Origin of the sequence: Williamsia deligens (assembly GCF_024171765.1) — a bacterium.
Classification (GTDB): domain Bacteria; phylum Actinomycetota; class Actinomycetes; order Mycobacteriales; family Mycobacteriaceae; genus Williamsia_A; species Williamsia_A deligens.
Map to the genome: position 1 here is coordinate 366804 of NZ_JAMTCI010000002.1, position 24263 is coordinate 391066.

Here is a 24263-nt window from a genome sequence, read left to right on the forward strand (position 1 = left end):
GACCGACGGTACCAGCCGCGGTACAGGAATACCGGATACGATCAGCGCATGGTCCGCATCCCGCTCACGCACGAACAGCTCGAGGCAGGCCGGCGTCTCGGCGCACTGATCCGTGAGGCCCGGGGCGGTCGCGATTCGGCCGAGGTCGCGGCGGCCGCAGGGATCTCGCCGGAGACGCTGCGCAAGATCGAGGTCGGGCGCATCCCGAGCCCCGGCTTCGGCACCGTCCTGGCGGTCTGCGAGGCGATCGGCCTCGGCGTGGACGAAGCGGTCGAGGCGTGGAGAGGTGCGCGTTCCGGTCGACTCGCGGGCTGACCGCCGGTCGTCAGGCGAGGTCGTCGAGCGCTGACCGGACGAGATCGAACGCCAGTCCCGCCGGGTACCCCTTGCGGGCCAACATCGCCACCAACCGACGGGTGTGTCTGTCACGGTCCCCGCGGTCGGCGACATCGTCGGCTGTGAGCGACCCGACCTTGCGGGCGAGGAGATCCTCGGCACGCGCCCGTTCGTCCTCGTCGTCGACGAGGGCCAGGGCACTCTCCGCCACCGCCGGATCGACCCCTTTGGTCCGCAATTCGTTGCGGAGGGCGATCCGGCCTCGTCCCTGCGTGCGGTGCCGCGACTCCACCCATTGACGGGCGAACTCGGCGTCGTCGAGAAGTCCGAACTCGGCGAGGCGTTCCAGGGTCCGATCGACGTCGGCCGGGGGGAACTCCTTGTCCAGCAGACGCGTCCGTAGCTCGGAGCGTGACCGGGCCCGGACGCCGAGCAGTCGCAGCGCACTGTCCCAGGCCGACGGGCCATCGGCATCCTTGCCGCCGGCCCCACCGCGTGATCGTGTCGGTGTCGACGTGGGGTCGTCGAGACGGTCACGCCCCCGTGCCGAGCCGGACGGCTCGACGCGGGGGCGGGACACGATCTCGTCCGCAGCGGCGCGCAGGCGGTCGACGGTGTGCGGATCCACCGCCGGTGTCAGAAGTCGACGGGCGCCGGCGCGATCTCGTCGGCGTCGAGCACGGCTCCGATGCCCAGCTTCTCCTTGATCTTCTTCTCGATCTCCTCGCGGATGTCGACGTTCTCGATCAGGAACTTGCGGGCGTTCTCCTTGCCCTGCCCGAGCTGGTCACCCTCATAGGTGAACCAGGATCCCGACTTCCGGATGAAGCCCTCGGCCACGCCGAGGTCGATCAGGGAGCCCTCACGGCTGATGCCGTGGCCGTAGAGGATGTCGAACTCGGCCTGCTTGAACGGGGGCGACACCTTGTTCTTGACGACCTTGACGCGGGTACGGCTGCCGACCGCGTCGGTGCCGTCCTTGAGCGTCTCGATGCGACGGATGTCCAGACGCACCGAGGCGTAGAACTTCAACGCCTTGCCGCCCGTGGTGGTCTCGGGCGAACCGAACATGACACCGATCTTCTCGCGCAGCTGGTTGATGAAGATCACGGTGGTCTTGGAGTTGTTCATCGCGCCGGTCATCTTCCGCAGCGCCTGGCTCATCAACCGGGCCTGCAGGCCGACGTGGCTGTCACCCATCTCGCCCTCGATCTCCGCACGGGGCACCAGGGCCGCCACCGAGTCGATGACGAGGACGTCCAGCGCGCCGGACCGGATCAGCATGTCGGCGATCTCGAGCGCCTGCTCACCGGTGTCCGGCTGGGACACCAGCAGGGCGTCGGTGTCGACACCGAGCTTGGCCGCGTAGTCGGGGTCGAGCGCGTGCTCGGCGTCGATGAAGGCGGCGATGCCCCCGTTGGCCTGGGCATTGGCCACCGCGTGGAGGGCGACCGTGGTCTTGCCCGACGACTCCGGGCCGTAGATCTCGACGACACGGCCTCGGGGCAGCCCACCGATGCCCAGCGCCACGTCCAGGGCGATGGAGCCGGTCGGGATGACCTCGATCGGGGGGCGGACCTCGTCACCGAGGCGCATCACCGATCCCTTGCCGAAGTTCTTGTCGATCTGGGCCAGCGCCAGATCGAGGGCCTTCTCGCGGTCCTGCGGTGCGGTTGCCATGATGCTCCTCGCGTCTCATGCGGCCCGTCTGCGAGCCGGTCGTCCTCTGTTGTGCGTCACGCTAGGGCCGACCACCGACAGGAACGATGTCGACGGCGATCAGGCTGTGGACGACGCGCATCTGTGGATGACCGTCGTCGTGGAACGTGCTCGAACAGGACTCACGATATCCCGAACACGTGTTCGACGCCCGGACCGACACACCGGCGTGTCACCACCGATCGCGGGGTACGTCGAACTCGCGGCAGTAGGCCTGCCAGACGGTCTTGGGATCGACGCCGGCGTCCAGCGCGTCCGCACCGGACCGGCCGCCGAACTCGACGAAGACGTGGTCCCGGAGCATCGACTCCGCGGCCACGGGTCCGAACTCGGTGGACATCAACTCGCTGAACTCGGTGAGGCGCATCGCCGTCGACTCTAGTGGCGGGCCGCGGCCGCACGGCACACCGCGACGGGGTCGGCGACGTCGTGGACACCCGCCGCGGCACGGCCCGCTGCTGCGCGGACGGCGTCGTCGTCGAGGGCGCGGGCACACGCGGCGCGGATCGCGTCCACCGTCAGCGGGCGGACACACGAGCCCACCCCCGCCCGGGCCACCCGGTTCGCCAGTTCCCACTGATCGCCGCCGCCGGGCACCGCGACGACCGGCACCCCCGCGACCAGGCTCTTGGCCAGCATCCCGTGACCACCACCGCAGACCACCGCCGCAGCCCCCTCGAGCAGCAGGTCCTGGCGTGCCGTGCCGGCCACAGCCCACGGAGGGAGAGCCCGGTCGTCGACGTCCAGCGCCGAGATCACCACGCGCACAACGCGTCCCGTGACCGCGGGGTCCAGCGCGGCGAGCGTGGTCTCGACGAGCCCCGTCACACCGGTCGCGGCGGTGGACGGAGCCACCACCACCAGCGGGTCGTCGCCGGGGGGTGGCTCGAACACCGCATCCGTGGGCTCCCAGAGCAGCGGACCCACCACATGGGCGTCGGCGGGCCAGTCCGGACGGTCGACCTCGAGGGCCGGCAGTGTCGCCACCAACCGCGCCGACGGTCCCGGCGCGGACGCGGGCAGGCCGATGGCGACCCGGGCCGCGCCGCGTTGACGCTCCCCCACCGCACGCGACCGTGCCGTGAATGCGCGCATCGTCGCGTCCCGCAACCGTCCGCGCACGCCTCGTCCGGGGGCGAGTCCGCTGCCGATCGGGGGCAGACCCCGCGACGGCTCGTAGAGCGGGTGGGGCGACAGCTCGACCCAGCTGATGCCGAGGGTCTCCGCTGCCCAGCCACCACAGACCGTGATCACATCGCCCACCACGAGGTCCACGTCGGCGGCGCGCAGCGGCTCCAACAGATCGGTGGTCATCTGCGCCGCCCGCACGCTCAGCCGTGCGCCGGCGTCGGTGTCCTCACCACCGGTGTGATGCAGACCCGGCAACGGCCGCAGCGACACCCGGCGGTCGTCGGCGGTGCGTGGCGACCACCGGTCCGCCCAGGGATCGCCGGTGAAGACCACGGCCTCGTCTCCGGCCGCCGCGAACCGCCGGGCCAATGCGATCGCCGGGATGGCATGTCCCGCATCGGGACCCGCGACCACGGCGATCCGCATCGAGCCGACACCTCCCAGACGGGTCTAGACGCTCGGGTCGGCCACATCGGCGCGGCCGGCCCGGGTGAACCACCGGACGACGGACACAGCACCGATGACCACGAGCGCGACCACGGCCAGCGCGGCGACACCCTTCACGAGCGCCACGATCAGACCGAACAACAACCAGACGGCCACGACGGCCAGCGCGATCTTCCACCACATGACGAGCTCCTCACCTGCGTCCCCGGGCGGCGTGATCGCCGCCCTCTGCACACCAGCGTGGACTCCGCGAGCGGCGGCGTCAGCGGAGACGACCGGAACCGGGGGGAAGATCAGGGGACACCCCGACGCCGCCCTGCGACGCCCTCGGGGCGCGGGTCAGGCGTTCTCGGGGCCCTTGGTGAGATCGGTGCGTCCGCCCTCGACAGCGGGGGTCGTACCGGACGACCCGGAGGGCAGTTCGCCCTTCATGTTCGCGCGGATCTGCTCGAGGCGGGAATGCCCGGCCATCTGCACCGAGGCCTGCTGCACCTCCATCATGCGACCACCGACGGTGCTGCGGGAGAGCTCCGCCGAGCCGAGCGCGGTGGCGTAGCGACGTTCGATCTTGTCGCGGACCTGCTCGAGGCTCGGGGTGTTGCCGGGCGCGGACAGCTCGCTCATCTGCTGCAGCGAGCTCGACACCTGCTCCTGCATCTTGGCCTGCTCGAGCTGCGACAACAGCTTGGTCCGCTCGGCGAGCTTCTGCTGCAGCATCATCGAGTTCTGCTCGACGGCCTGCTTGGCCTGCGCCGCGGCGTGCAGCGACTGGTCGTGCAGGGTCTTGAGGTCCTCGACGCTCTGCTCCGCGGTGACCAGCTGCGCGGCGAACGCCTCGGCCGCGTTGGTGTACTCGGCCGCCTTGGCCTGGTCACCGGCGGCGCTCGCCTGATCGGCGAGGGTGAGTGCCTGGCGGGTGTTCGCGTTGAGCTTCTCGATGTCCTCGAGCTGACGGTTCAGTTTCATCTCGAGCTGGCGCTGGTTGCCGATGACGTTGGCAGCCTGCTGGGACAGCGCCTGGTGTTGGCGTTGCGCATCCTCGATGGCCTGCTGGATCTGGATCTTCGGGTCGGCCTTGTCGTCGATCGTGGCGTTCCCGTAGGCCATCATGTAGCGCCAGGCCTTGACGAATGGGTTCGGCATGGATGCCCCTGTCCTCGGTGAGCCGCGGTGTCCGTGGACCGCAGGGGTCCGCGCCGCATCGTGTGCACCAATCTAGTCGTCCCGACGACATCCATCGTGCAGACGTCCGCCATCGACCCGACTGCCCGTCCTGATCAGGCCGCGGTCAACGCCCCCGCGTCCGCGGGCGCGGGGATGACCACGCGCGTGTCCGCGTCGATCCGGGTGGGGTCGATGCGGGTCTCGGGCGCCACGGCCCGCCGCAGTGCGGTCCCCGCGTCGCGGACGACGTCACCGATCTCGACGTGCAGCGCATCGCAGATCGACGCCAGCAGCTCGCTGGACGCCTCCTTCTGACCGCGCTCGATCTCCGACAGGTACCCGAGGCTGACCCGGGCGTCGGTGCTGATCTGACGCAGCGTGCGCCCCTGGTCCATGCGGACACGACGAAGACTGTCGCCGAGCGCCTCGCGTAACAACGCTGCCATGTTGCCCTCCTGGTCTCCCCCGGTGGAACGCATGATGACGACGATGCGTTCCCACCTGAGTGCGGACGACTCTAGTCCGCGGGACCCTGCCCCGCCGCGCGCGTCCGATCGGCCTCACGCTGCCGGCCCTCGGCGCGGACCCGCACCGCCTGCCAGATGTAGTCCAGGCCGGTGACGATGGTCATCACCACGGCCGCGGCCATCATGACGATCGCCGCCCAGTGCACCGGTCCGGGCAGGGGAAGGATGTAGAGACCGATGGCCAGCACCTGCAGCAGGGTCTTGAGCTTGCCACCCCGGCTGGCCGGGATGACGGCGTGTCGGATCACCCAGAACCGCAGACCCGTCACGCCGAGCTCGCGGACGATGATGAGGACCGTGGCCCACCAGGCGAGGTCGCCCAGGAGGGACAGTCCGACCAGCGCGGCACCGATGAGCGCCTTGTCGGCGATCGGGTCGGCCATCTTGCCGAAGTCGGTGATGAGCCCGCGACTACGTGCGATCTTGCCGTCGACCTGGTCGGTCACGGCGGCGACGGCGAACACCACCCAGGCCGCCACCCGCCACAGCGGTTCGTGTCCGTCGCCGACGAACAGCGCCACGAGGAAGACGGGGACGAGCAGGATCCGGAAGATGGTCAGCGCGTTCGCAAGGTTGACCACGGGGACATCGCTGACGGGGTCGGCGATGGGGTCGTCGGGGCGCGCATGCAGCGACTGGCGCAGGCGATCGGTCACCGGTACCACCCGCCCCTCAGGACGGTCGCGGCACCGGGCGCGCACGGGCGCTCGCCGATCGTCCCGTGTCCCGCGTCACCCACGGTGACGAGCCTATCGGCCGGTCGTGCCCGGATACCGCGCAGGTCACCGATTACTGTGTCGCGCATGGCAGACGACGACCCGCGGCCCGTCGTGTCGAGTCCGGTCGCATCGGCGCCCGACGGGGTCCTCATCCGGCGCGCGCGCACGTCGGATGTGGCTCGCATCAAAGAGATCATCGACATGTACGCCGGCCGCATCCTGCTCGAGAAGAACCTCGTCACGCTCTACGAGGCGGTCCAGGAGTTCTGGGTCGCCGAGCTCGACGGTGTCGTCGTCGGGTGTGGTGCCCTGCACGTCCTCTGGGCCGATCTGGGCGAGGTGCGCACGGTCGCGGTGGACCCGTCCTGTGTGGCACACGGCATCGGTCACCGGATCGTCGAACGGCTGATGGAGTGCGCGCGGGACCTGCAGCTGACGAGGGTGTTCGTGCTGACCTTCGAGACCCGGTTCTTCGCACGCCACGGTTTCACCGAGATCGACGGCACGCCCGTCACCGCCGAGGTCTACGAGGAGATGTGCCGCTCCTACGACGCGGGCGTCGCGGAGTTCCTCGACCTGAGCTACGTCAAGCCCAACACCCTCGGCAACACGCGGATGCTCGCGACCCTGGCCTGAGGGGCCGGGGTCGCGAGCACCGGTGTGACTACTTCTCCGACGCCGCCGTGGACGGCTCGGTCACGGTCGGCGTCCCGCCTGGTCCACCGGTCTTGTCCGCGTCCCGCTTGGACTTGACCAGGCTCGCGACGGTGGTGATCACCAGGACGCCGATGATGATGCTCAGCGACAGCCCGGTCGAGATCTCGGGGACCGCGATGTGCTCGCCGCCGTTGAGGAACGGCAGTGTGTTCTCGTGCAGTGCGTGCAGCACCAGCTTCACACCGATGAAGCCCAGGATGATCGACAGACCCCACGACAGGTAGACCAGCTTGTCGAGGAGACCGTCGAGCAGGAAGAACAGCTGACGCAGCCCCATGAGGGCGAACGCGTTCGCGGTGAACACGATGTAGGGCTCAGTGGTGAGGCCGTAGATCGCCGGGATCGAGTCGAGCGCGAACAGCACGTCGGTGAAGCCGATGACGATGAGGACCATCAGCATCGGGGTGGCCAGGCGCTTGCCGTTGATCTTGGTGAACAGCTTGTCGCGGTTGTACTCATCGGTGGTGCGCAGGTACTTCTTGACGAACTTCATGATGGCGCTGTCGGCCTCGTCGTCCTCGTCCTCCGACGAGGTCGCCTCGCGGACGAGCTTGACGGCGGTGTAGATCAGGAACGCACCGAACAGGTAGAAGACCCAGCTGTAGGCGTTGATGGCCGCCGCGCCGACTGCGATGAACGCACCGCGCATGACCAGGGCCATCACGATGCCGAGCAGCAGCACCTTCTGCTGGTACTCCCGCGGCACCGCGAACTTCGCCATGATGATGACGAAGACGAACAGGTTGTCCACCGAGAGGGCCTTCTCGGTGATGAAGCCGGCGTAGTACTCACCGCCGTAGGTGCCACCCCACTGCCACCAGACGTAGCCACCGAAGATCAGCGCGATGGTGATGTAGACGGCCGACCACGCTCCGGACTCCTTGAGCGACGGGGCGTGTGGTGTTCGGACGTGGGCGAAGAAGTCGAAGACGAACAGTCCGGCGATCACCACGATGGTGACCAGCCAGACGGTCAGGGACACGTTCACGACAGGATTCCTCCAGCTCTCCATGCAAGGGCGCCAGAGGTCTCTCCCACCCGATCATCGATCGGGCCGACATCCCGGAACAGGGGCGGACATCGGTGATCTGCACCGATGGAACCCGTGAACGTATTGACGAGACTGCCGCGACAGGGATACTCCCCTCGAAAGCAAAGACTACTTTACCTTTGGTTTGGCATGCGTGCATCATCGCAGGTCAGAGGCATGGTCAACCGGGCGCGTCGGTCATTCGTCGTCGTCGGCACCTGCGACCCCACCGCGGATGGACGCCATCACCCCCGCGAGGTCCTCGGGCTTGACGAGCACCTCGCGCGCCTTGGACCCCTCGCTGGGGCCCACGACCCCGCGGGTCTCCATGAGGTCCATCAGGCGGCCGGCCTTGGCGAAGCCCACGCGCAGTTTGCGCTGCAGCATCGACGTCGACCCGAACTGGCTGGACACCACCAGCTCGATCGCCTGCAGCAGGTCGTCGAGATCGCCACCGATGTCGGCGTCGATGTCCTTGGCGTCCGACGCCTTCTGGGAGGTGACACCCTCGTCGTACTGCGGCTGCGCCTGCTCCTTGGCGAACTCGACGACGGCCGAGATCTCCTCGTCGGTGATGAACGCGCCCTGCATGCGGATCGGACGGTTCGCACCCATGGGGATGAACAACCCGTCGCCCATGCCGATGAGCTTCTCCGCACCCGGCTGGTCGAGGATGACGCGCGAGTCCGTCAACGACGACGTCGCGAAGGCGAGCCGCGACGGGACGTTGGTCTTGATCAGTCCGGTCACGACGTCGACCGAGGGTCGCTGCGTCGCGAGCACGAGGTGGATACCGGCCGCACGGGCCTTCTGCGTGATGCGGACGATCGCGTCCTCGACGTCCTTCGGCGCGGTCATCATCAGGTCGGCGAGCTCGTCGACGATCGCCAGGATGTACGGGTACGGGCGGTACACCCGCTGCGACCCGAGCGGTGTCGTGATCTCGCCGGACCGCACCTTGCTGTTGAAGTCGTCGATGTGGCGCACCCGCGACGCCTTCATGTCCTGGTAGCGCTGCTCCATCTCCTCGACCAACCACGCGAGCGCGGCCGCGGCCTTCTTCGGCTGCGTGATGATCGGGGTGATCAGGTGCGGGATGCCCTCGTACGGCGTCAGTTCCACCATCTTCGGGTCGATGAGGATCATGCGGACGTCGTCCGGCGTGGCCCGTGTCAGCAGGGAGACCAGCATGGAGTTGACGAAGCTCGACTTGCCCGAACCGGTGGAGCCCGCGACGAGCAGGTGCGGCATCTTCGCGAGGTTGGCCGAGACGAAGTCGCCCTCGATGTCCTTGCCCAGGCCGATGACGAGTGGATGGGTGTCGGTACGGGTGGCCGGCGCCTTGAGGACGTCGGCCAGGCGGACCATCTCGCGGTCGGAGTTGGGCACCTCGATGCCGACGGCCGACTTGCCGGGGATGGGTGCGAGCAACCGGACGTTGTCGGTCGCGGCGGCGTAGGCGATGTTGCGGGCCAGTGCGGTGATCTTCTCGACCTTGACGCCGGGACCGAGCTCGACCTCGTATCGGGTGACGGTGGGGCCCCGGGTGAACCCGGTGACCGCCGCATCGATCTTGAACTGCTCGAGCACCGCGGTGATGCGGTCGATCATGTCGTCGTTCGACGCGCTCCGCGTCCGCGGTGGGTCACCGTCGACGAGCAGCGACGCGGGTGGGAGGCGGTAGTCCCCCTCGAGGGGACGATCGACGAGCTCGTCGGTGTCGGTGTGTGTCGCGACCGGCGCCGGCGGTGGCGGGATCCGGGTCGGGGTCGGCGTGGCGGCCCTCGGGGTGGACGCCCGTCGGCGACGCGGCAACACCTCGGTGAGCTTCTCGTCGACACCGGGTGCGGAGTCGTCGATGAGAGGTTCGGTCAGTGCCTCGCTCGCTGTCACCGGGCGGTGGCGGACGGGCGGGGTGTCGATCGGGTCGGGCGGGTAGTTGTCGTAGGGGTCGCGGGGGTGGGCAGCGCTGTAGGGGTCGTCGAGATCAGCGACCTCCCCCGTGTCCCACTCGTCGTCGAGGAGATCGTGGTCGTCGTCCGCGGTCGCGTGGGCCCGCATCACGCCGAGGTAGTCCCCGACGCGGGTGACCGCCTCGCGCACCGTCATCCGCAGGGCCAGAAGCACCCCGAACATCATGCACAGCAGCAGGATCGGCACCGACACCCACGCGGTCAGACCGGTCGTGAGGGGTCCGGCGGCGGCGAAGCCGAGGAAACCGCCCGCACGCAGGCGGCCGTCGAAGTCGATGGGTGCGCCGGCGAGGAGGTGCCACAGTCCGAGCACCGGCAGGCCGGTCAGCAGGGCCACCCCGATGCGACGTCCACGGTCGGCGGGGTTCGGTCCGCGACGCATGAGCGCGACGGCCGCGACGACCGCGAGGATCGGGACGACCACGGCGGCGGACCCCACGACCGCCCGGACGAGGGTGTCGACGAACGCACCGACGGGGCCTGCGGCGTGGACCCACACCGACGCGCCGACGAGGATCGCCACCGCGAGCAGCCCCAGGGCGACACCGTCGCGACGATGACCGGGCACGGCCGGGGCGCCGCCCGGCCCGGCGACAACGTCGTCGGAACCCGCGAACGGGTCGGCGAATGCGCCGGTGTCGAGATCGTCGTCGCCGTCCCAGTCCTCGGCGTCACCGACAGCCCGTCGTCCCGCACCGGCCGAGGCCGGTTCGGCGCCGATCCGGGCGACCGCGCCGACACCGCGCGCCAATGCCATCCAGCCGGCCCCCACGCCTCGGCCCACTCCCCGACCGACCGCGCGCGCCGCGGCGCGCGTCTGCGGGGCCTGACGCTCCTCGACCATGGTCGCCGCGGGGGCGCGACGACCGGTCGACGTGGTCGGCGACTTCTTCGTCGACGCGGTGCGTGCGGACGCGCCGCCCCGGGTGCCGGCGGAGGCCCGCGATCGCGATGCGGTGGATCGGGATGCGGTCCCCCGGCCCGTCGTGCTCGCCGTGCCGGCCGACCGTCGCGTCGACGAGGTGCGCCGTCCGGAGGCGGCGGTCTTCGACTTCGAGGTGGACGCGGCGGACCCGCGGGCCGTCGACTTGGGGCTCATGACCGTCAGGATAAACCGCAACAGCCACAGAAGCCCCGTGCACCTCACCGGTCACACGGGCGGTGTGTCTGTTTCGTGACGTGCCGGGTGATCAGAGTCCGCGCGACGCCCCGCGCACCGACTCCACGGCGGAGTCGGATCCGGTGAACTCCACGCGGACGGCGTCCCTGCCGAAGGCGAACAACATCAGCTCTCCGATATCGCCGGTGATGGTCACGGCGGGGCCGGAACCCGTGGTCAGCACCTCGCCGCCTGCAGGGTCCACGAGGGTGAGACGGGCCGGGACGGAGCGCAGGAGCGGCTTACCCATGCGCTTGAGCGTGGACGTCAGGGCCGAGTGCAGGCCGGTCGGGAGGGTCCGGGGCTCCCACCCGGTCGACCCGCGCCGCACGTCCTCGTGATGCACGAAGAACTCCGCCGTGTTCGCCAGCCCCTCGACGAGGCGGAACGGCGACCACAACGGCGGCCCGGACGCGAAACGCCCGACGAGCCCGGCGTAGTCGCCGCGGGCGTACGAGTTCTGGACGCGCTCGGTGTACCCGGCGAGGAACGGGACGAGGATCCCCGGCGCCGCGTCCGGTCGGGACTCGCGGACGACGAGATGCGCGAGCAGGTCGCGGGTCTGCCAGCCCCCGCAGAGGGTGGGCGCGTCGGGCCCCGCCTCGCGGAACGTCTGGGCCAGGGCTGCGCGTTCATCGGAGACGACACTCATGCGACGACCCTATCGCCGAGCCGCGCGAGGAGGGGCCGCACGATCGGCGAACCTCCGCGTGTCAGCGCTTGTCGTTGCCGGAGACGCTCAACACCGTCGGGACGATCATGGGACGGCGGCGGTAGGTGTCGCCGACCCAGCGACCCACGGTGCGACGGATGGCCTGGGCGATCCGGTGGGTGTCGGTGACCCGCTCCGCGGCGAGATCGGCGAGTGCGGAGTCCACGAGCTGCGCGGCGTCCTTGAGAGCGGCCGGGTCGTCGGAGAAACCGCGCCCGGACACCTCGGCGGGGCTGACGAGACTGCCGTCGGTGGAATCGATGACGACGGTGATGGAGATGAAACCGTCCTCCCCCAGCACCAGCCGCTCGGACAGCGTGGACTCACCGACGTCACCGACCGACAGGCCGTCGACGTAGACGAACCCGACCGGGACTCGTCCGACGATCGAGGCGACCCCGTCCACGAGGTCGACGACGACACCGTCCTCGGCCAGCACGACGCGCTCGGGGTCGACGCCGGTGGCCTCGGCCAGGGCCGCGTTGGCGCGCAGATGGCGCCATTCGCCGTGCACCGGCATGGCGTTCGCCGGGCGTACCGCGTTGTAGAGGTACAGCAGCTCACCCGCGGAGGCGTGACCGGACACGTGCACCTTCGCGCTGGCCTGCGTGACGACGGTCGCGCCCCGCTTGGCCAGACCGTTGACCACGGCGAACACGGAGTTCTCGTTGCCGGGGATCAGCGACGACGCGAGGACGACGAGGTCGTCGGCGTGGATGTTGATCTGACGGTGCTCGCCGCGCGCCATGCGCGAGAGCGCCGACAGGGGTTCGCCCTGGGATCCCGTCGACACGAGGACCACGCGGTGATCGGGCAGCGCCGCCGCGGTGTCCATGTCGACGACGACGCCGTCGGGGACGGTCAGATACCCGAGGTCCTGGGCGATCTGCATGTTGCGGACCATCGAGCGGCCGACGAAACACACCCGCCGGTCGTGCGCGGCCGCGACGTCGACCACCTGCTGGATGCGGTGGACGTGGCTGGCGAACGAGGCGACGATCACGCGCTGGCGCGCCTTGCCGATCACGGTGTCCAGGACGCCGCCGATGTTGCGTTCGGGGGTGACGAAGCCCGGTACCTCGGCGTTGGTCGAGTCGACGAGGAACAGGTCGACACCCTCGTCGCCGAGCCGGCTGAACCCCGCGAGGTCGGTGAGGCGGCCGTCGAGCGGGAGCTGGTCGAGTTTGATGTCGCCGGTGTGCAGGACCAGTCCGGCCGGGGTGCGGATCGCGACGGCGATCGCGTCGGGGATCGAGTGGTTGACCGCGAAGTACTCGCACTCGAACGGGCCGTGGTTGGTGCTGTCACCCTCGGCGACCTGCACGAGTGTCGGGCGCAGGCGGTGTTCGCGGCACTTCGCCGCGAGCAGCGCGAGGGTGAAGCGGGATCCGACGACGGGGATGTCGTTGCGTAGACGCAGGAGGAACGGCACCGCGCCGATGTGGTCCTCGTGACCGTGCGTCAGGACGATCGCCTCGACGTCGTCCATGCGGTCCTCGATGTACCGGAAGTCCGGGAGGATCAGGTCGACACCGGGCTGCTGGTCCTCGGGGAAGAGCACCCCGCAGTCGACGATGAGCAGTTTGCCGTCGTACTCGAAGACGGTCATGTTGCGACCGATCTCGCCGATGCCACCGAGCGCGACGACGCGGAGGCCGCCGCGCGGCAGCTTCTTCGGTGCACCGAGACGGTCGACCGCGTCGCCGACGGGCTGCGACGCCGGTCGCTTCGTGCGGTCGCGGGCCGGCTCCGTCGAGGCCGGGCGGGACTGCTGGCGCGGCGCTCCCGAGCGCTTCGACGGGCGCGGGTCACGCTGGTCGGCCCGCGGGGCGCGGTCGGCGTTCTTCGCACCGCCGCGGCGCGACCGTGAACCGGACTGCGAGGCCTGGGAGTTCCGGGGTGCCTCCGCCGTGCCGGAGGCCGGCGCCTGCACCTCGGGCGCGGGGGGCGCGGCCTCCTGCGCGGGCTCGGGCGTCGCGGCCTGCTGGGTGGGCTCGGGCGTGGGGGCGGGCGGCCCGGACGGACGGCTCACGCGCTTGCGGGGACGGTTGCTGCCGGTGGGGCGTGTCATGAGAGCACCTGTGCTGCACGGAGATCGGCGATGAGCTGCTCGATCTGGGGGCCGGTTGCGGGCATCTGTGGGAGCCGGGGCTCGCCCACGTCGATCCCGAGGATGCGCAGTGCCGCCTTCGCCATGGTGACGCCGCCGAGGCGGCCCATCGCGTTGACGAGCGGGATCATCGAGATGTTCAGTTCGCGAGCGGTCACCATGTCTCCCTTGCACACCGCGTCGAGGAGATCACGGAGGCGGTCCGGCACGAGATGCCCGATCACCGAGACGAACCCACTGGCCCCGACGGCGAGCCAGGGAAGGTTGAGGGCGTCCTCGCCGGAGAGGTACTCCAGGCCCGCATCCGCGATGAGGGCTGCGGCGGAGTTGAGATCACCCTTGGCGTCCTTGACCCCGACGATGTTCGGGTGACGCGCCAACTCGAGCAGCGTGCGGTGTTCGATGGGCACCACCGACCGCGGCGGGATGTCGTACAGCAGCACCGGGAGGGGGGTCGCGTCGGCGATGGTGGTGAAGTGGGCGAGCAGACCGGTCTGCGGGGGACGCGAGTAGTAGGGCGTCACCACCAGAAGCCCATGGGCGCCGCGACGGTGGGCCTCGACCGCGAAGCGGACACTCTCGGCGGTGTCGTAGCTGCCTGCGCCCTGCGTGATGCGCGCCCGGTCACCGACGGCCCCCACGACGGCCGACAGCAGATCCAGCTTCTCGTCGACGGTGGTGGTCGGCGACTCACCCGTTGTCCCCGACACGACGAGTCCGTCGACCCCGCGCGACACGAGGTGTTCGGCCAACTCCACGGCCCTCGGGAGGTCCAGGGATCCGTCGGGCCGGAACGGCGTCACCATCGCCACACCCACCGTTCCGAACGGGTGCGGCCCGTGCAGGGCAGGGGCGCTGTTCATGGTCGCAAAGGCTACCGCCCGAGGAGTCGGTCTCACGAACAGCCCACCCCGGCCGACCGTGGGCCCACCAGCGGCGCGGCGGCGCTCCGGTGTGGGGCTCAGGCGTCCACGACGTACGGGGAGGTGGCCACCTCGGTCCCGTCGGCGAGCGTGCCGATCTCGAAGTCGCCGAACACCGTCGGGGCGAGGTCGACGAGGTGCCGGAGGCATTCCACCGCGAGGTGCCGGATCTCGACGTCGGCGTGCTCGGTGGCCCGCATACCGACGAAGTGCCGCCAGGCGCGGTAGTTGCCCGTCACGACGATCTTGGTCTCCGTCGCGTTGGGCAGCACCGACCGTGCGGCCTGTCGCGCCTGCTTGCGGCGCAGGATCGCGTTGGGGACGTCCTCGAACTTCGCCTCGAGAGCGGCCAGAAGGTCGGTGTACGCCGCGCGAGAGGCGTCGGTGGCCGCGGTGAAGAGGGCCTCGAGTTCGGGGTCACCGACGATCGCCGGCGGCGGCACGACGTTCGAGTCGTGCTCGGGCACGAACCGCTGGGACAGCTGCGAGTAGGAGAAGTGACGGTGCCGGATCAACTCGTGGGTGCACGAGCGGGAGATGCCGGTGATGTAGAAGGTGACGGTGGCGTGCTCGAGCAGCGACAGGTGTCCGACCTCGAGGATGTGACGGAGGTAGCCGGCGTTGGTCGCGGTCCTGGGGTTGGGCTTGTCCCAGCTCTGGTAGCAGGCGCGTCCGGCGAACTCGACGAGCGCTTCACCCGCCGACGCGTCGGTCTCCCAGTCCACGTCGGCCGGTGGATGGAACTCGCTGTGTGCCACCAGAGCGACCTGCAGACCCACCATCTCCGACACCGTCACACTCCTCGTCCGCGGGGCGTCCGCGGTGTCGATTGTCCGGGGTGGGGCGCGCGGCGGACCCACCGGCCCCACCGGGCGGTCGTGCGCGAGACTGGTCGGGCGACCACGTCGACACCGGAGGCCACGATGATCACCACCTCGATCCGTTCGGCGACGTCCGCGCTGCTGGCGGTGGTCGTCATCGCCGCACCGGTCGCGACGACCGCCGTCGCCGACGCGTCGCCGGCCGCGTCCGCCGCCGTGACGCAACGCTCGCTCGACCTCGTCGGCGCCCCGAACGCCCGCACGCTCGCCGGGTACACCGGCGCTGACGGGCGGGTCGTCGACGATCTCGTCGTCCGCAGCGACAACCTGTCGCGTCTCACGACCGACGACCTCACGCGGCTGAGGTCCCGTGACGTGCGGCTCATCGTCGACCTCCGGACCCCGGTCGAGCGCGCGCTGCAGCCGGATCGCCCGGTGCCGGGCGCGACGACGCGTGTCCGCGACGTGCTCGGGCGGGCACCGATCACGACACTGATCGACCTGCCCGCCGCGTACCGGGCCTTCGTCACCGACCCCGGCGCGCGCTCGGCCATCGGGGCGACCCTGCGCGACATCGCCGCCGAGACGACGCGTGGGCATCGAGTCCTGGTCCACTGCACCGCGGGCAAGGACCGCACGGGGTGGGTCGCGGCGGTCCTGCTGAGCATCCTCGGCGTGGACCGCGCGACCGTCGACGCGGACTACCTCGTCAGCAACGCCTCTCGGCACACGACGTCGCGGGACCCGGTGAACGGCGTCTCCCTCGACTGGCTCCGGTCGTCGTTCCGTCTCGTCGACACCCGGTACGGCGGGATGGACGGGTACGTGCGAGAGGGCCTCGGACTCGACGCGTCGGTGACGGGTTCACTGCGTTCAGCACTGCTCGCGCCGCGCTGACCCGTCTCACCCCACTGCCGTGCGCAGCTCCCGGGCGAGATCGCCGCGATCGGCGACCACGACACCCTCGGCGCCGAGCCACTGCGCCATCGACTGCAGGTCGGCCGCCAGCGCGATGCTGATCCCGACGCGGTCGACACCGTCCTCGGCGTGTGAGGCCTGCACCCGCAGCACACGCTCGCCGCGATCGTGCTTGAGATCGACTCGGGCGCCGATGGTCTCGTCCCACAGGTACGGGAAGACGTAGTAGCCGAAACGCCGCTGCGGTTCGGGGACGTAGATCTCGATGCGGTAGTCCATGCCGAACAGCCGCGCGAGCCGGGGCCGGAAGAAGACAAGCGGGTCGAACGGCGCCAGCAGGGCCGTCGCCGTGACCGACCGCGGGGCGCGCGCTCCCGGGTGCAGGTACGCGGGCACGTCCCAGCCCCGAACACCCACCGGGGTCAGGTCACCGGCCTCGAGCAACCTGGCCAGAGAGTCACGGGCATCGCGCACCGGGAGTCGGAAGTAGTCGCGCAGATCCGTCTCGGTCGCGACACCGAGCGCCGCTGCCGCGCGGCGCATCAGGGCGTCGATCGCGTCGTCGCGGGGGATGTGCCGGGCGTGACGCTCCTCTCCCACCACGCGCTGGGCGAGGTCGTAGTGGCGGGCGAAGGTGCTGTCGCGGACGGCGGCGAGTTCCCCGGCGGCGAGCATCACCTCGCAGGTGTGTTTGACCTCGCTGCGGTCCCACCACGATCCGCGTCGCGGTCCTTCGCGCCGGCGCCCGAGCGCCTCCTCGAGCATCCCGCCGGTGGACGGACCCAGGTCGGCGATGGCGGCTCGGACCTCGGCGCGCAGTCGCGTCTGAGACGTGCTCTCCGATGTGGCACGGGTGTACCGCCCGAAGCGGTAATCGTCCATACGCCACCCGAACAACGGCCAGTCCTCGACGTCGATGAGCGCGGCCTCGTGCGCCCAGTACTCGGTGAGCAGGCGCGGGCGACGAGCGGTCGAGCGCCACGCGGCCTCGTCCAACAGGCCGACGTCGTAGCCGCCGAGTCGACTGAACACCGGCATGTAGTGGGCGCGGACGGCGACGTTGACCGAGTCGATCTGCAGGACACCGAGTCGGTCGACGACACGTTTCAGGTGGCGACGGGTGGCCTTCCCGGTGGGGGGCTTGTCGGCGAATCCCTGAGCGGCGAGGGCGATTCTGCGAGCGGTGGCCGGCGACAGCGTGCGCTGCGGAACCGCGGGACTGCTCACGCCCGTCGGACGAGGTCGCGGTAGCGGTAGCGGACCCCCGAGCTCGAGGTCTGCCACCCGTGGTCGGTCGTGTCCCACCGTTCCTCGTCGACGACGGGCGCGTACGCGTCCGGGTCCTCGACGGTCACGTCCACGTCGGTGATCCAGAGGGTGTCCGCGTACTCCATCGCGGCGGCGTAGATCTCGCCACCACCGGTGACCACGACGGTGTCGTCCTCCCCGCGGGCGAGATCCAGCGCCGACTGCACGTCGTGGACTGTCGTCGCACCGACGTCGGACCACGACTCGTCCCTGGTCACGACGATGTTGTGGCGGTTCGGCAACGGACGGAACCGGGGCGGGAGCGAGTCCCACGTGCGACGACCCATGACGACGGGGTGCCCGGTGGTCAGCTCACGGAAACGGCGTTGGTCCTCGGGGACCCGCCACGGGATGGCGTTCCCGCTCCCGATGGCACCGGCACGATCAGCGGCCCAGATGAGCGCGACGGTCATACCGCGACGGGCGCCTTGATGGCCGGGTGGTGCTGGTAGTCGACGACCTCGATGTCGGAGAAGGTGTAGTCGAACAACGACTCCCGAGGCGGGAGCCGCAGTGTCGGGTAGGGGTAGGGGTCGCGGGTGAGCTGTTCGCGGACCTGCTCGTGGTGGTTGTCGTAGATGTGGCAGTCGCCGCCGGTCCACACGAAGTCGCCGACGCCGAGGCCGGCCTGCGCGGCCATCATGTGCGTCAAGAGCGCGTAGGAGGCGATGTTGAACGGCACGCCGAGGAACAGGTCCGCCGAGCGCTGATAGAGCTGGCAGGACAGCTTGCCGTCGGCCACATAGAACTGGAAGAACGCATGGCACGGCGGTAGGGCCATCTGCGGGATCTCCCCCACGTTCCACGCGGAGACGATGTTGCGACGGGAGTCCGGGTCGCTGCGGAGGAGGTCGAGGGCTGCGGTGATCTGGTCGATGTGCTCGCCCGACGGGGTCGGCCAGCTCCGCCACTGCACGCCGTAGACGGGTCCGAGTTCGCCGGACGGGTCGGCCCATTCGTCCCAGATCGTCACGCCGTGGTCCTGCAGCCAGCGGACGTTCGAGTCGCCGCGGAGGAACCAGAGCAGTTCGTACACGATCGACTTGAGGTGCACCCGCTTGGTGGTGATCAGCGGAAACCCCTCGGCGAGGTCGTAGCGGAGTTGTCGCCCGAAGACGCTGCGGGTGCCGGTGCCCGTGCGATCGGACTTGGGCGTGCCGGTCGCCAACACGTCGCGCAGGAGGTCTTCATACGGGGTCGCGATCATCGCGGACAGTCTACGAGAGAGCCCCCGGTCGCGGCGGCAGCCACCGGGCTGCGCGCCGCGATCCACTCTGTGGAGTTGTCAAAGGACTACTGCGGTCCTGCCGGCTGGGCAGGGGCGGGTGGTGCTGGTCTGTGGTCGGTCAGGCGGCGATGGGGTCGAGTCGCAGGGTGCGGCGGTTGTAGGCGGGTTGCAGTTCGCGTCGGGGGTCGACGGTGGCGGGTGGTCGGATCCAGGGATGCCGGTCGGGTCCCATCTCGATCTCCCAGCCGTGCTGGTGCACGGCGATGTGGCAGGTCCGGCACAGCAGGCACCCGTTGTCGCAGGTGGTCGGGCCACCGTTGGAGTGGAACACAATGTGGTGGACGTCGGTCCACGAACCCGGGCTGCCGCACTTGATGCAGCGTTGGTCGCGGGCGATGACGGCTTTGCGGACGCGGCCGGTGAACAACCGCGTGGACGTGGTGATGTCGGCCGGCGCGTCGTCGATGTCCATGCCGATCCGGGTCACTGCGGCGTCGCAGGAGAGCAACGACACCGCGGTGTCGGTGACGGTGCCCAGCCACTGCAGACTCGGTGCCCGCCACGGGACGATCTCCCCGCCGGCTCCTGTGGCCGCGGTGGTGGGCACGGTCAGGATCACCTCCGTTCGCGCCGGCGCCACCAGGCCACCGTCCCCGAGGGCGCGGGAGGCGGATTCCAGGACCTGGGCGAACGCATCGGCCCTGCGCTGGGCCGCGGACCGCGGATCGGGAGTGCCGTCCGGCAGCGGTCGCGGTCGTGAGGCGGTGTCGATGCAGGAGATCAATCGTTCACCGGTCACCACGTCGAGATCGAACGTGCCCGCGAGTCGCCCGTCGTCACGTTGGCTCCAGGACACCTCGTTGAGCGTGGTGTTCTCGGCGACCGGGATCGGCGACTCCTTGTCGTTGTCCTCCTCCTTCGGCTCGTGCTCGACGGCGATCGCCCGGGCCCGGTCGTCGATCTCCACCGGCGTCCGCCCCGCCAGGGCATGCCCGATCAACGAGGCTTCGGTCTCGACCGCCAACTCCGAGCCGAGCGGCGACCGCGTACGCACAGCGACCTGCTGCACCCCGCGTGCGACGGCGTCGGCGTACTCCGCCGACAACGACCCGTCCCGCAGATGCCGCGCCAGGGCCGGCAGGTGCTCGATCGCCCGCCCCAACCGAATCGCCCGCGACGCGACCGCTGGAACGCATCCGTTGCGCCGCAGCAGCTCTCGCACCGACATCCCGAGCCGCTTCGCCGTTCCCTGGCATTCGATCTCCCCGGTCAGCCGGGCCAACAGTCCATCCGCGGCATTGCGCGCCGCGACCGCAGCACGCAGCCCCGCCACCAACGCCTCGTCGTCCACAGGCATCTCGCACTCGCGAATGGCATCAGCGAGGCGATCCGCCACCTCCACCACCGTCTCGAACATGTGTACGACACTAGCGGCGGCCACCGACACCTTCCGGCCGCAACGAGGCCCCAACCCAGAACCTGTTGACAGCCGGCCATCTGGGGATATCGGTGGGTTGCGGACCGCACGATGCCAGAGCGGTTTTGGACAATCGTGCACATGACCGATACGCGGAACGATCGAGACGTGCCGGTGCTACGCGCGGCCGTAGAGCCTTTCGGTGCCAATGGCCGACATGCGCAGACCAGCGAGCTCGCTGAAAAGTGCGGATTCGATGTGGGCACCGTGAAGCGCACAGTCCGCGCTCTTGGCGATAAACCGTTTTTCGAAGTGGTCGAGGACTACGACGGCGACGTCTCGATCACCGGCCCCCAACGGGTCACGAACTACGGGTCGCAGGACAGTGGCCCTCCCCGGAGTCCCAGCTGGGGCAGATCATCAACGCGCTCGAGATCGCCGCCGACGACGACGCTCACCCAGAGGAGGAGCGCAGCCGCTTTCGTCAGGCCGCGGCCGTACTGGGTGGAGCAGCGTCGCAGATCGCCATCGGCGCACTCGGTGGCGCCGGCGGGAACATGCTGTCGTAGCCGAAATCAGTCCATCAGCTGCGCGGCGACGGTGGCACCGAGTTCCCAGCAGGCCTCGAGGTCGGTCTTGCTCGGCGCACCCGAGACGACGACTGTCGCCGCCGCGCGCGCCCACCCGAGACCCGTCGTGATCGAGTCGACTGCTCGTTCCGCACCCTCGGTGCCCTCGTTGCCGTGGAGGTACAGCCCGAACGGGCGGCCCTTCGTCGCATCCAACAGCTGGTAGTAGGACACGTCGAACGCGTGCTTCAGCGCGCCCGAGATGTAGCCAAGGTTCGCCGGCGTCCCGAGCACATATCCGTCGGCTTCAAGCCACTCGACCGGGGACACGACGAGCGCGGGGCGGCGGACCACCTCCACGCCCTCGATCTCGGGATCGGACGCACCCGCGACGACGGACTCCAGCATCTCCTGGCAGTGCGGCGACGGCGTGTGGTGCACGATCAGCAGCCGGCTCACGCCGATTCCTGCCGCTCCGTCTTCTCCTGCGCCACGGCACGTTTCATCATCTGACGGGCACGGGTGCGATCGCCGGCGTAGTCGTAGGCGCGCGCGATCCGATACGTGTTCCGCCAGTTCTCGGGATCGGCTTCCCACTCCGTGCGGACCTGCGCGAACAGCTCGTCCGCGGCGTCCCGCTCGATACGACCCGACGGACGGCGGGGCAGGTCGGAGACGTCGATCTCCCGCCCCTCGTCGCGCGCACGCCGCGCGAGGCGCTGGTGGGTGATGCCCGCCCGAACCGTCGCGACAGCCATCCACACCCCGAGCAGCGGCAGGATGAGCACACCGACGCCGAGCCCCACCCCGACCACCCCGCCGTCGCGGATGAGCTGCACCCCACGGAACCCGAGCAGCCCGATGTAGAAGCCGAGCAGCACCAGGATCACGACGATCGTCACGACGATCGGACGGGCGTCGCGGGTGTAGAAGTCGCGGCGGGCCATCGTGGTCAGAGGTCCAGCAGGTCGTCGAGACCCACGGTCAGACCCGGACGCCGGGCGATCTCCCGGACGCCGAGCAGGACACCGGGGGCGAACGAGGTGCGGTCGATCGAGTCGTGGCGGATGGTGAGGGTCTCTCCCTGCGTACCCAGCAGCACCTCCTGGTGGGCGACGAGACCGGCCACCCGCACCGAGTGCACGCGGACGCCGTCGACGTCGGCACCGCGGGCACCGTCGAGTTCGTCGGATGTCGCGTCGGGCATGGGCGCGCTGCCGGCGTCGGCGCGGGCCTGCGCGATCATCCGTGCGGTGCGGTAGGCGGTGCCCGAGGGCGCGTCGGCCTTGTGCGGGTGGTGGAGTTCGATCACCTCGACGGAGTCGTAGAACCGGGCGGCGGCGGCGGCGAACCGCATGCTGAGCACGGCGCCGATCGCGAAGTTCGGGGCGATCAGCACACCGGTGCCCGGTGACTGCTCCAGCCAGAACCGGACCTGCGCGAGGCGGTCGTCGTCGAAGCCGGTGGTCCCGACGACGGCGTGGATGCCGTTGCCGATGAGGTACTCGAGGTTGTCCATCACCACCGACGGGTGGGTGAAGTCCACGACGACCTGCGTCCCCGCGTCCACGAGCGCCGACCGGTCGTCGCCCTTGTCGATGCCGACCGTGAACTCGAGGTCGTCGGCGGCACCGACCGCATCGACGATGGCCTGGCCCACCTTGCCGTCGCTGCCGAACACACCGACACGGATCCGATCACTCATGGCTCCATGATCCCCCACGCGCCGGGAGGTCCCGCCACGACCGTGTGGTCAGGCCCCTCGGATCAGGTCGGCGCACTTCTCGGCCATCGTCATGACCGTGATGTTCGGGTTGACCGTGGGCAGCTTGGGCATCGCCGACGCGTCGACGACCCGGAGGCGCTGCGTCCCCCGGACGCGGAGCTGCGGGTCGAGCACAGCCATCCGGTCCCCGTCGACGCCCATCCGGGCCGTCGCGGCCGGGTGGTACACGGTGTTGTGCGTCTTGTGCATGTAGTCGACGAGGTCGTCGTCGGTGACGGCGTCGGGCCCGGGCGCCAGTTCCCGCGCGATCCACCCCTTCAGGGCCTCCTGCTCGGCGATCTCCCGCGCCAGGCGGATGCCGGCGGTCATTACGCGCTCGTCGTGGTGGTCGGGGTCGGTGAAGTACCGCGGGTCGACGCGGGCGCGGTCCCGGAAATCGCGGCTGCGCAGCTTCACCGTGCCGCGGGACCGCCCCTGGGTGACGTTGGGCGTCAGGCAGAACCCGTTGTCGGTGGTGGGGTATCCCCACCGCAGGGTGTTCATGTCGAACGGGACGCTGCCGTAGTGCATCATCACGTCGGGCAGCGGCAGGTCGGGTTCTGTCGTCGCGAACACCCCGATCTCCCACCACTGACTCGAGCTGGTCACCATCGGCTTCGACGCCTCCCAGAAGACGAGGCCCTCGACGTGGTCGTCGAGGTTCTCCCCCACCCCCGGCGAGTCGACGCGGACGTCGATACCGAACTCCCGCAACTGATCCGCAGGGCCGATGCCGGAGAGCATGAGCAGCTTGGGGGTGTCGATCGCACCGGCGGTGACGATGACCTCGCGGCGCGCTCCGACGACGTCGAACCCGGTGAGGTCGGGACGCTGGTAGCGCGCACCCGTGGCGGTCGTGCCGTCGAAGGTGATCTGCTGCACCCAGCAACCGGTGCGGATCTCGAGGTTGGGTCGTCGTCCCATGATCGGGTGCAGGTACGCATGCGAGGTCGACATGCGCTTGCCGTCCTCACCGGCGTTGATCTGGAACCAACCGGCACCGTTGCGGACGGTCTCACCCCGGTTGAACCCCACCGTCGGCAGGCCCACCGCCGCGGCTGCGTCGAGAAGTGCTGCACCACAGGGGTCGAGCGGAGGGATGTCGCGCAGACGCACCGGCCCGTCGTGGCCGTGGTCGCCGGGCGCATCGTTGTTCTCCACACGCCGGACCAGCGGATGGACGTCCGCGGAGCCCCACCCGGTGAGACCCATCTGCTCCCACTCGTCGAGGTACTCCGCGGGCGGCCAGAAAGCGATGCACGAGTTGTGCGACGAACACCCACCGAGCACCTTCGCCCGGGCGTGCCGCATGAAGCTGTTGCCCCGCTCCTGCGGTTCGATCGGGTAGTCCCAGTCGTACCCGGAGTCCAGCAGGTGCATCCAGTCGCTGAGGATGAGCACCGCCGGGTCGTCGACGTCGCTCGGTCCGGCCTCGACGAGACAGACCGTCACCGACGGGTCCTCGGAGAGTCGGGCGGCGAGAACACATCCGGCGGTTCCCCCGCCGAGGATGACGTAGTCGAACTCCCCTGCGGTGACGGTGGTGTCGGTCAACGGATCGGCCATGTGC

General features: G+C 69.9%; 25 protein-coding genes. 3 read left to right on the top strand and 22 right to left on the bottom strand.

Annotated elements, in window-relative coordinates; genetic code table 11:
* Positions 1-48: 48 nt before the first annotated feature.
* Positions 49-315: a helix-turn-helix transcriptional regulator gene (locus tag LX14_RS16005; RefSeq protein WP_253648327.1), complete on the top strand. Its 267-nt coding sequence runs from the start codon at positions 49-51 to the stop codon at positions 313-315.
* A 10-nt stretch (positions 316-325) separates the two neighbouring features.
* Here LX14_RS16005 and LX14_RS16010 read toward each other — a convergent pair whose 3' ends face one another.
* The 8 genes from LX14_RS16010 to pgsA form a co-directional block, all read right to left on the bottom strand.
* Positions 326-964, bottom strand: coding sequence for a regulatory protein RecX (locus LX14_RS16010; protein ID WP_253648328.1), 639 nt, complete (start codon positions 962-964; stop codon positions 326-328).
* An 8-nt stretch (positions 965-972) separates the two neighbouring features.
* On the bottom strand, positions 973-2016 hold the full coding sequence (gene recA / locus LX14_RS16015) for a recombinase RecA (protein ID WP_253648329.1): 1044 nt from the start codon (positions 2014-2016) through the stop codon (positions 973-975).
* Positions 2017-2227: 211 nt separating this feature from the next.
* A complete protein-coding gene (locus LX14_RS16020) occupies positions 2228-2422 on the bottom strand; it encodes a DUF3046 domain-containing protein (protein WP_253648330.1) in 195 nt (64 codons plus the stop codon).
* An 11-nt stretch (positions 2423-2433) separates the two neighbouring features.
* Positions 2434-3612: a glycosyltransferase gene (locus LX14_RS16025; protein WP_253648331.1), complete on the bottom strand. Its 1179-nt coding sequence runs from the start codon at positions 3610-3612 to the stop codon at positions 2434-2436.
* A 24-nt stretch (positions 3613-3636) separates the two neighbouring features.
* Positions 3637-3816: a hypothetical protein gene (locus LX14_RS16030; protein ID WP_253648332.1), complete on the bottom strand. Its 180-nt coding sequence runs from the start codon at positions 3814-3816 to the stop codon at positions 3637-3639.
* 156 nt (positions 3817-3972) lie between these two features.
* On the bottom strand, positions 3973-4776 hold the full coding sequence (locus tag LX14_RS16035; protein ID WP_253648333.1) for a PspA/IM30 family protein: 804 nt from the start codon (positions 4774-4776) through the stop codon (positions 3973-3975).
* Positions 4777-4910: 134 nt separating this feature from the next.
* A complete protein-coding gene (locus tag LX14_RS16040; protein ID WP_253648575.1) occupies positions 4911-5243 on the bottom strand; it encodes a helix-turn-helix domain-containing protein in 333 nt (110 codons plus the stop codon).
* Positions 5244-5314: 71 nt separating this feature from the next.
* Positions 5315-5980: a CDP-diacylglycerol--glycerol-3-phosphate 3-phosphatidyltransferase gene (pgsA, locus tag LX14_RS16045; protein ID WP_253648334.1), complete on the bottom strand. Its 666-nt coding sequence runs from the start codon at positions 5978-5980 to the stop codon at positions 5315-5317.
* A 147-nt stretch (positions 5981-6127) separates the two neighbouring features.
* On the opposite strand from pgsA, the gene LX14_RS16050 reads away from it, so the two are divergent.
* The gene (locus LX14_RS16050) at positions 6128-6679 is read left to right on the top strand and encodes an amino-acid N-acetyltransferase (protein ID WP_253648335.1); all 552 of its coding nucleotides are present in this window, start codon (positions 6128-6130) and stop codon (positions 6677-6679) included.
* A gap of 28 nt (positions 6680-6707) precedes the next feature.
* Here the strand turns inward: LX14_RS16050 and LX14_RS16055 are convergent, their stop codons facing one another.
* From LX14_RS16055 to thyX, 6 genes are all read right to left on the bottom strand, one after another.
* Complete coding sequence (locus tag LX14_RS16055; protein WP_253648336.1) at positions 6708-7748, bottom strand: TerC family protein; 1041 nt, start codon at positions 7746-7748, stop codon at positions 6708-6710.
* A 240-nt stretch (positions 7749-7988) separates the two neighbouring features.
* Positions 7989-10862, bottom strand: coding sequence for a DNA translocase FtsK 4TM domain-containing protein (locus LX14_RS16060; protein WP_253648337.1), 2874 nt, complete (start codon positions 10860-10862; stop codon positions 7989-7991).
* 91 nt (positions 10863-10953) lie between these two features.
* Positions 10954-11574 (bottom strand): TIGR03085 family metal-binding protein, encoded by a 621-nt coding sequence (locus tag LX14_RS16065; RefSeq protein ID WP_253648338.1) that lies wholly within the window; start codon positions 11572-11574, stop codon positions 10954-10956.
* A gap of 61 nt (positions 11575-11635) precedes the next feature.
* Entirely contained in the window at positions 11636-13705 is a 2070-nt protein-coding gene (locus tag LX14_RS16070; protein ID WP_253648339.1) for an RNase J family beta-CASP ribonuclease, read from the bottom strand.
* Complete coding sequence (dapA, locus tag LX14_RS16075) at positions 13702-14607, bottom strand: 4-hydroxy-tetrahydrodipicolinate synthase (RefSeq protein WP_253648340.1); 906 nt, start codon at positions 14605-14607, stop codon at positions 13702-13704. The genes LX14_RS16070 and dapA overlap by 4 nt, the downstream gene beginning before the upstream one ends.
* Before the next feature lie 98 nt (positions 14608-14705).
* Complete coding sequence (gene thyX / locus LX14_RS16080) at positions 14706-15458, bottom strand: FAD-dependent thymidylate synthase (protein ID WP_253648341.1); 753 nt, start codon at positions 15456-15458, stop codon at positions 14706-14708.
* A 132-nt stretch (positions 15459-15590) separates the two neighbouring features.
* Between thyX and LX14_RS16085 the strand changes: the two genes are divergently transcribed.
* Entirely contained in the window at positions 15591-16385 is a 795-nt protein-coding gene (locus LX14_RS16085) for a tyrosine-protein phosphatase (protein ID WP_253648342.1), read from the top strand.
* A 6-nt stretch (positions 16386-16391) separates the two neighbouring features.
* On the opposite strand, the gene LX14_RS16090 is transcribed toward LX14_RS16085, so the two are convergent.
* From LX14_RS16090 to LX14_RS16125, 8 genes are all read right to left on the bottom strand, one after another.
* Positions 16392-17633 carry a winged helix-turn-helix domain-containing protein gene (locus tag LX14_RS16090; RefSeq protein WP_253648343.1) on the bottom strand — a complete coding sequence of 414 codons (1242 nt, stop codon included), beginning with the start codon at positions 17631-17633 and terminating at the stop codon, positions 16392-16394.
* Positions 17630-18127, bottom strand: coding sequence for a dihydrofolate reductase (locus LX14_RS16095; RefSeq protein ID WP_253648344.1), 498 nt, complete (start codon positions 18125-18127; stop codon positions 17630-17632). Before LX14_RS16095 ends, LX14_RS16090 begins: the two co-directional genes overlap by 4 nt.
* Positions 18124-18921: a thymidylate synthase gene (locus LX14_RS16100; protein WP_253648345.1), complete on the bottom strand. Its 798-nt coding sequence runs from the start codon at positions 18919-18921 to the stop codon at positions 18124-18126. The genes LX14_RS16095 and LX14_RS16100 overlap by 4 nt, the downstream gene beginning before the upstream one ends.
* 139 nt (positions 18922-19060) lie before the next feature.
* A complete protein-coding gene (locus tag LX14_RS16105; protein ID WP_253648346.1) occupies positions 19061-20359 on the bottom strand; it encodes an HNH endonuclease in 1299 nt (432 codons plus the stop codon).
* 575 nt (positions 20360-20934) lie between these two features.
* On the bottom strand, positions 20935-21336 hold the full coding sequence (locus LX14_RS16110) for a flavodoxin family protein (RefSeq protein WP_253648576.1): 402 nt from the start codon (positions 21334-21336) through the stop codon (positions 20935-20937).
* A gap of 47 nt (positions 21337-21383) precedes the next feature.
* Positions 21384-21875 carry a hypothetical protein gene (locus LX14_RS16115; protein WP_253648347.1) on the bottom strand — a complete coding sequence of 164 codons (492 nt, stop codon included), beginning with the start codon at positions 21873-21875 and terminating at the stop codon, positions 21384-21386.
* Positions 21876-21880: 5 nt separating this feature from the next.
* The gene (dapB, locus tag LX14_RS16120; protein ID WP_253648348.1) at positions 21881-22633 is read right to left on the bottom strand and encodes a 4-hydroxy-tetrahydrodipicolinate reductase; all 753 of its coding nucleotides are present in this window, start codon (positions 22631-22633) and stop codon (positions 21881-21883) included.
* 48 nt (positions 22634-22681) lie between these two features.
* A complete protein-coding gene (locus LX14_RS16125; RefSeq protein WP_253648349.1) occupies positions 22682-24259 on the bottom strand; it encodes a GMC family oxidoreductase in 1578 nt (525 codons plus the stop codon).
* Positions 24260-24263 lie beyond the last annotated feature (4 nt).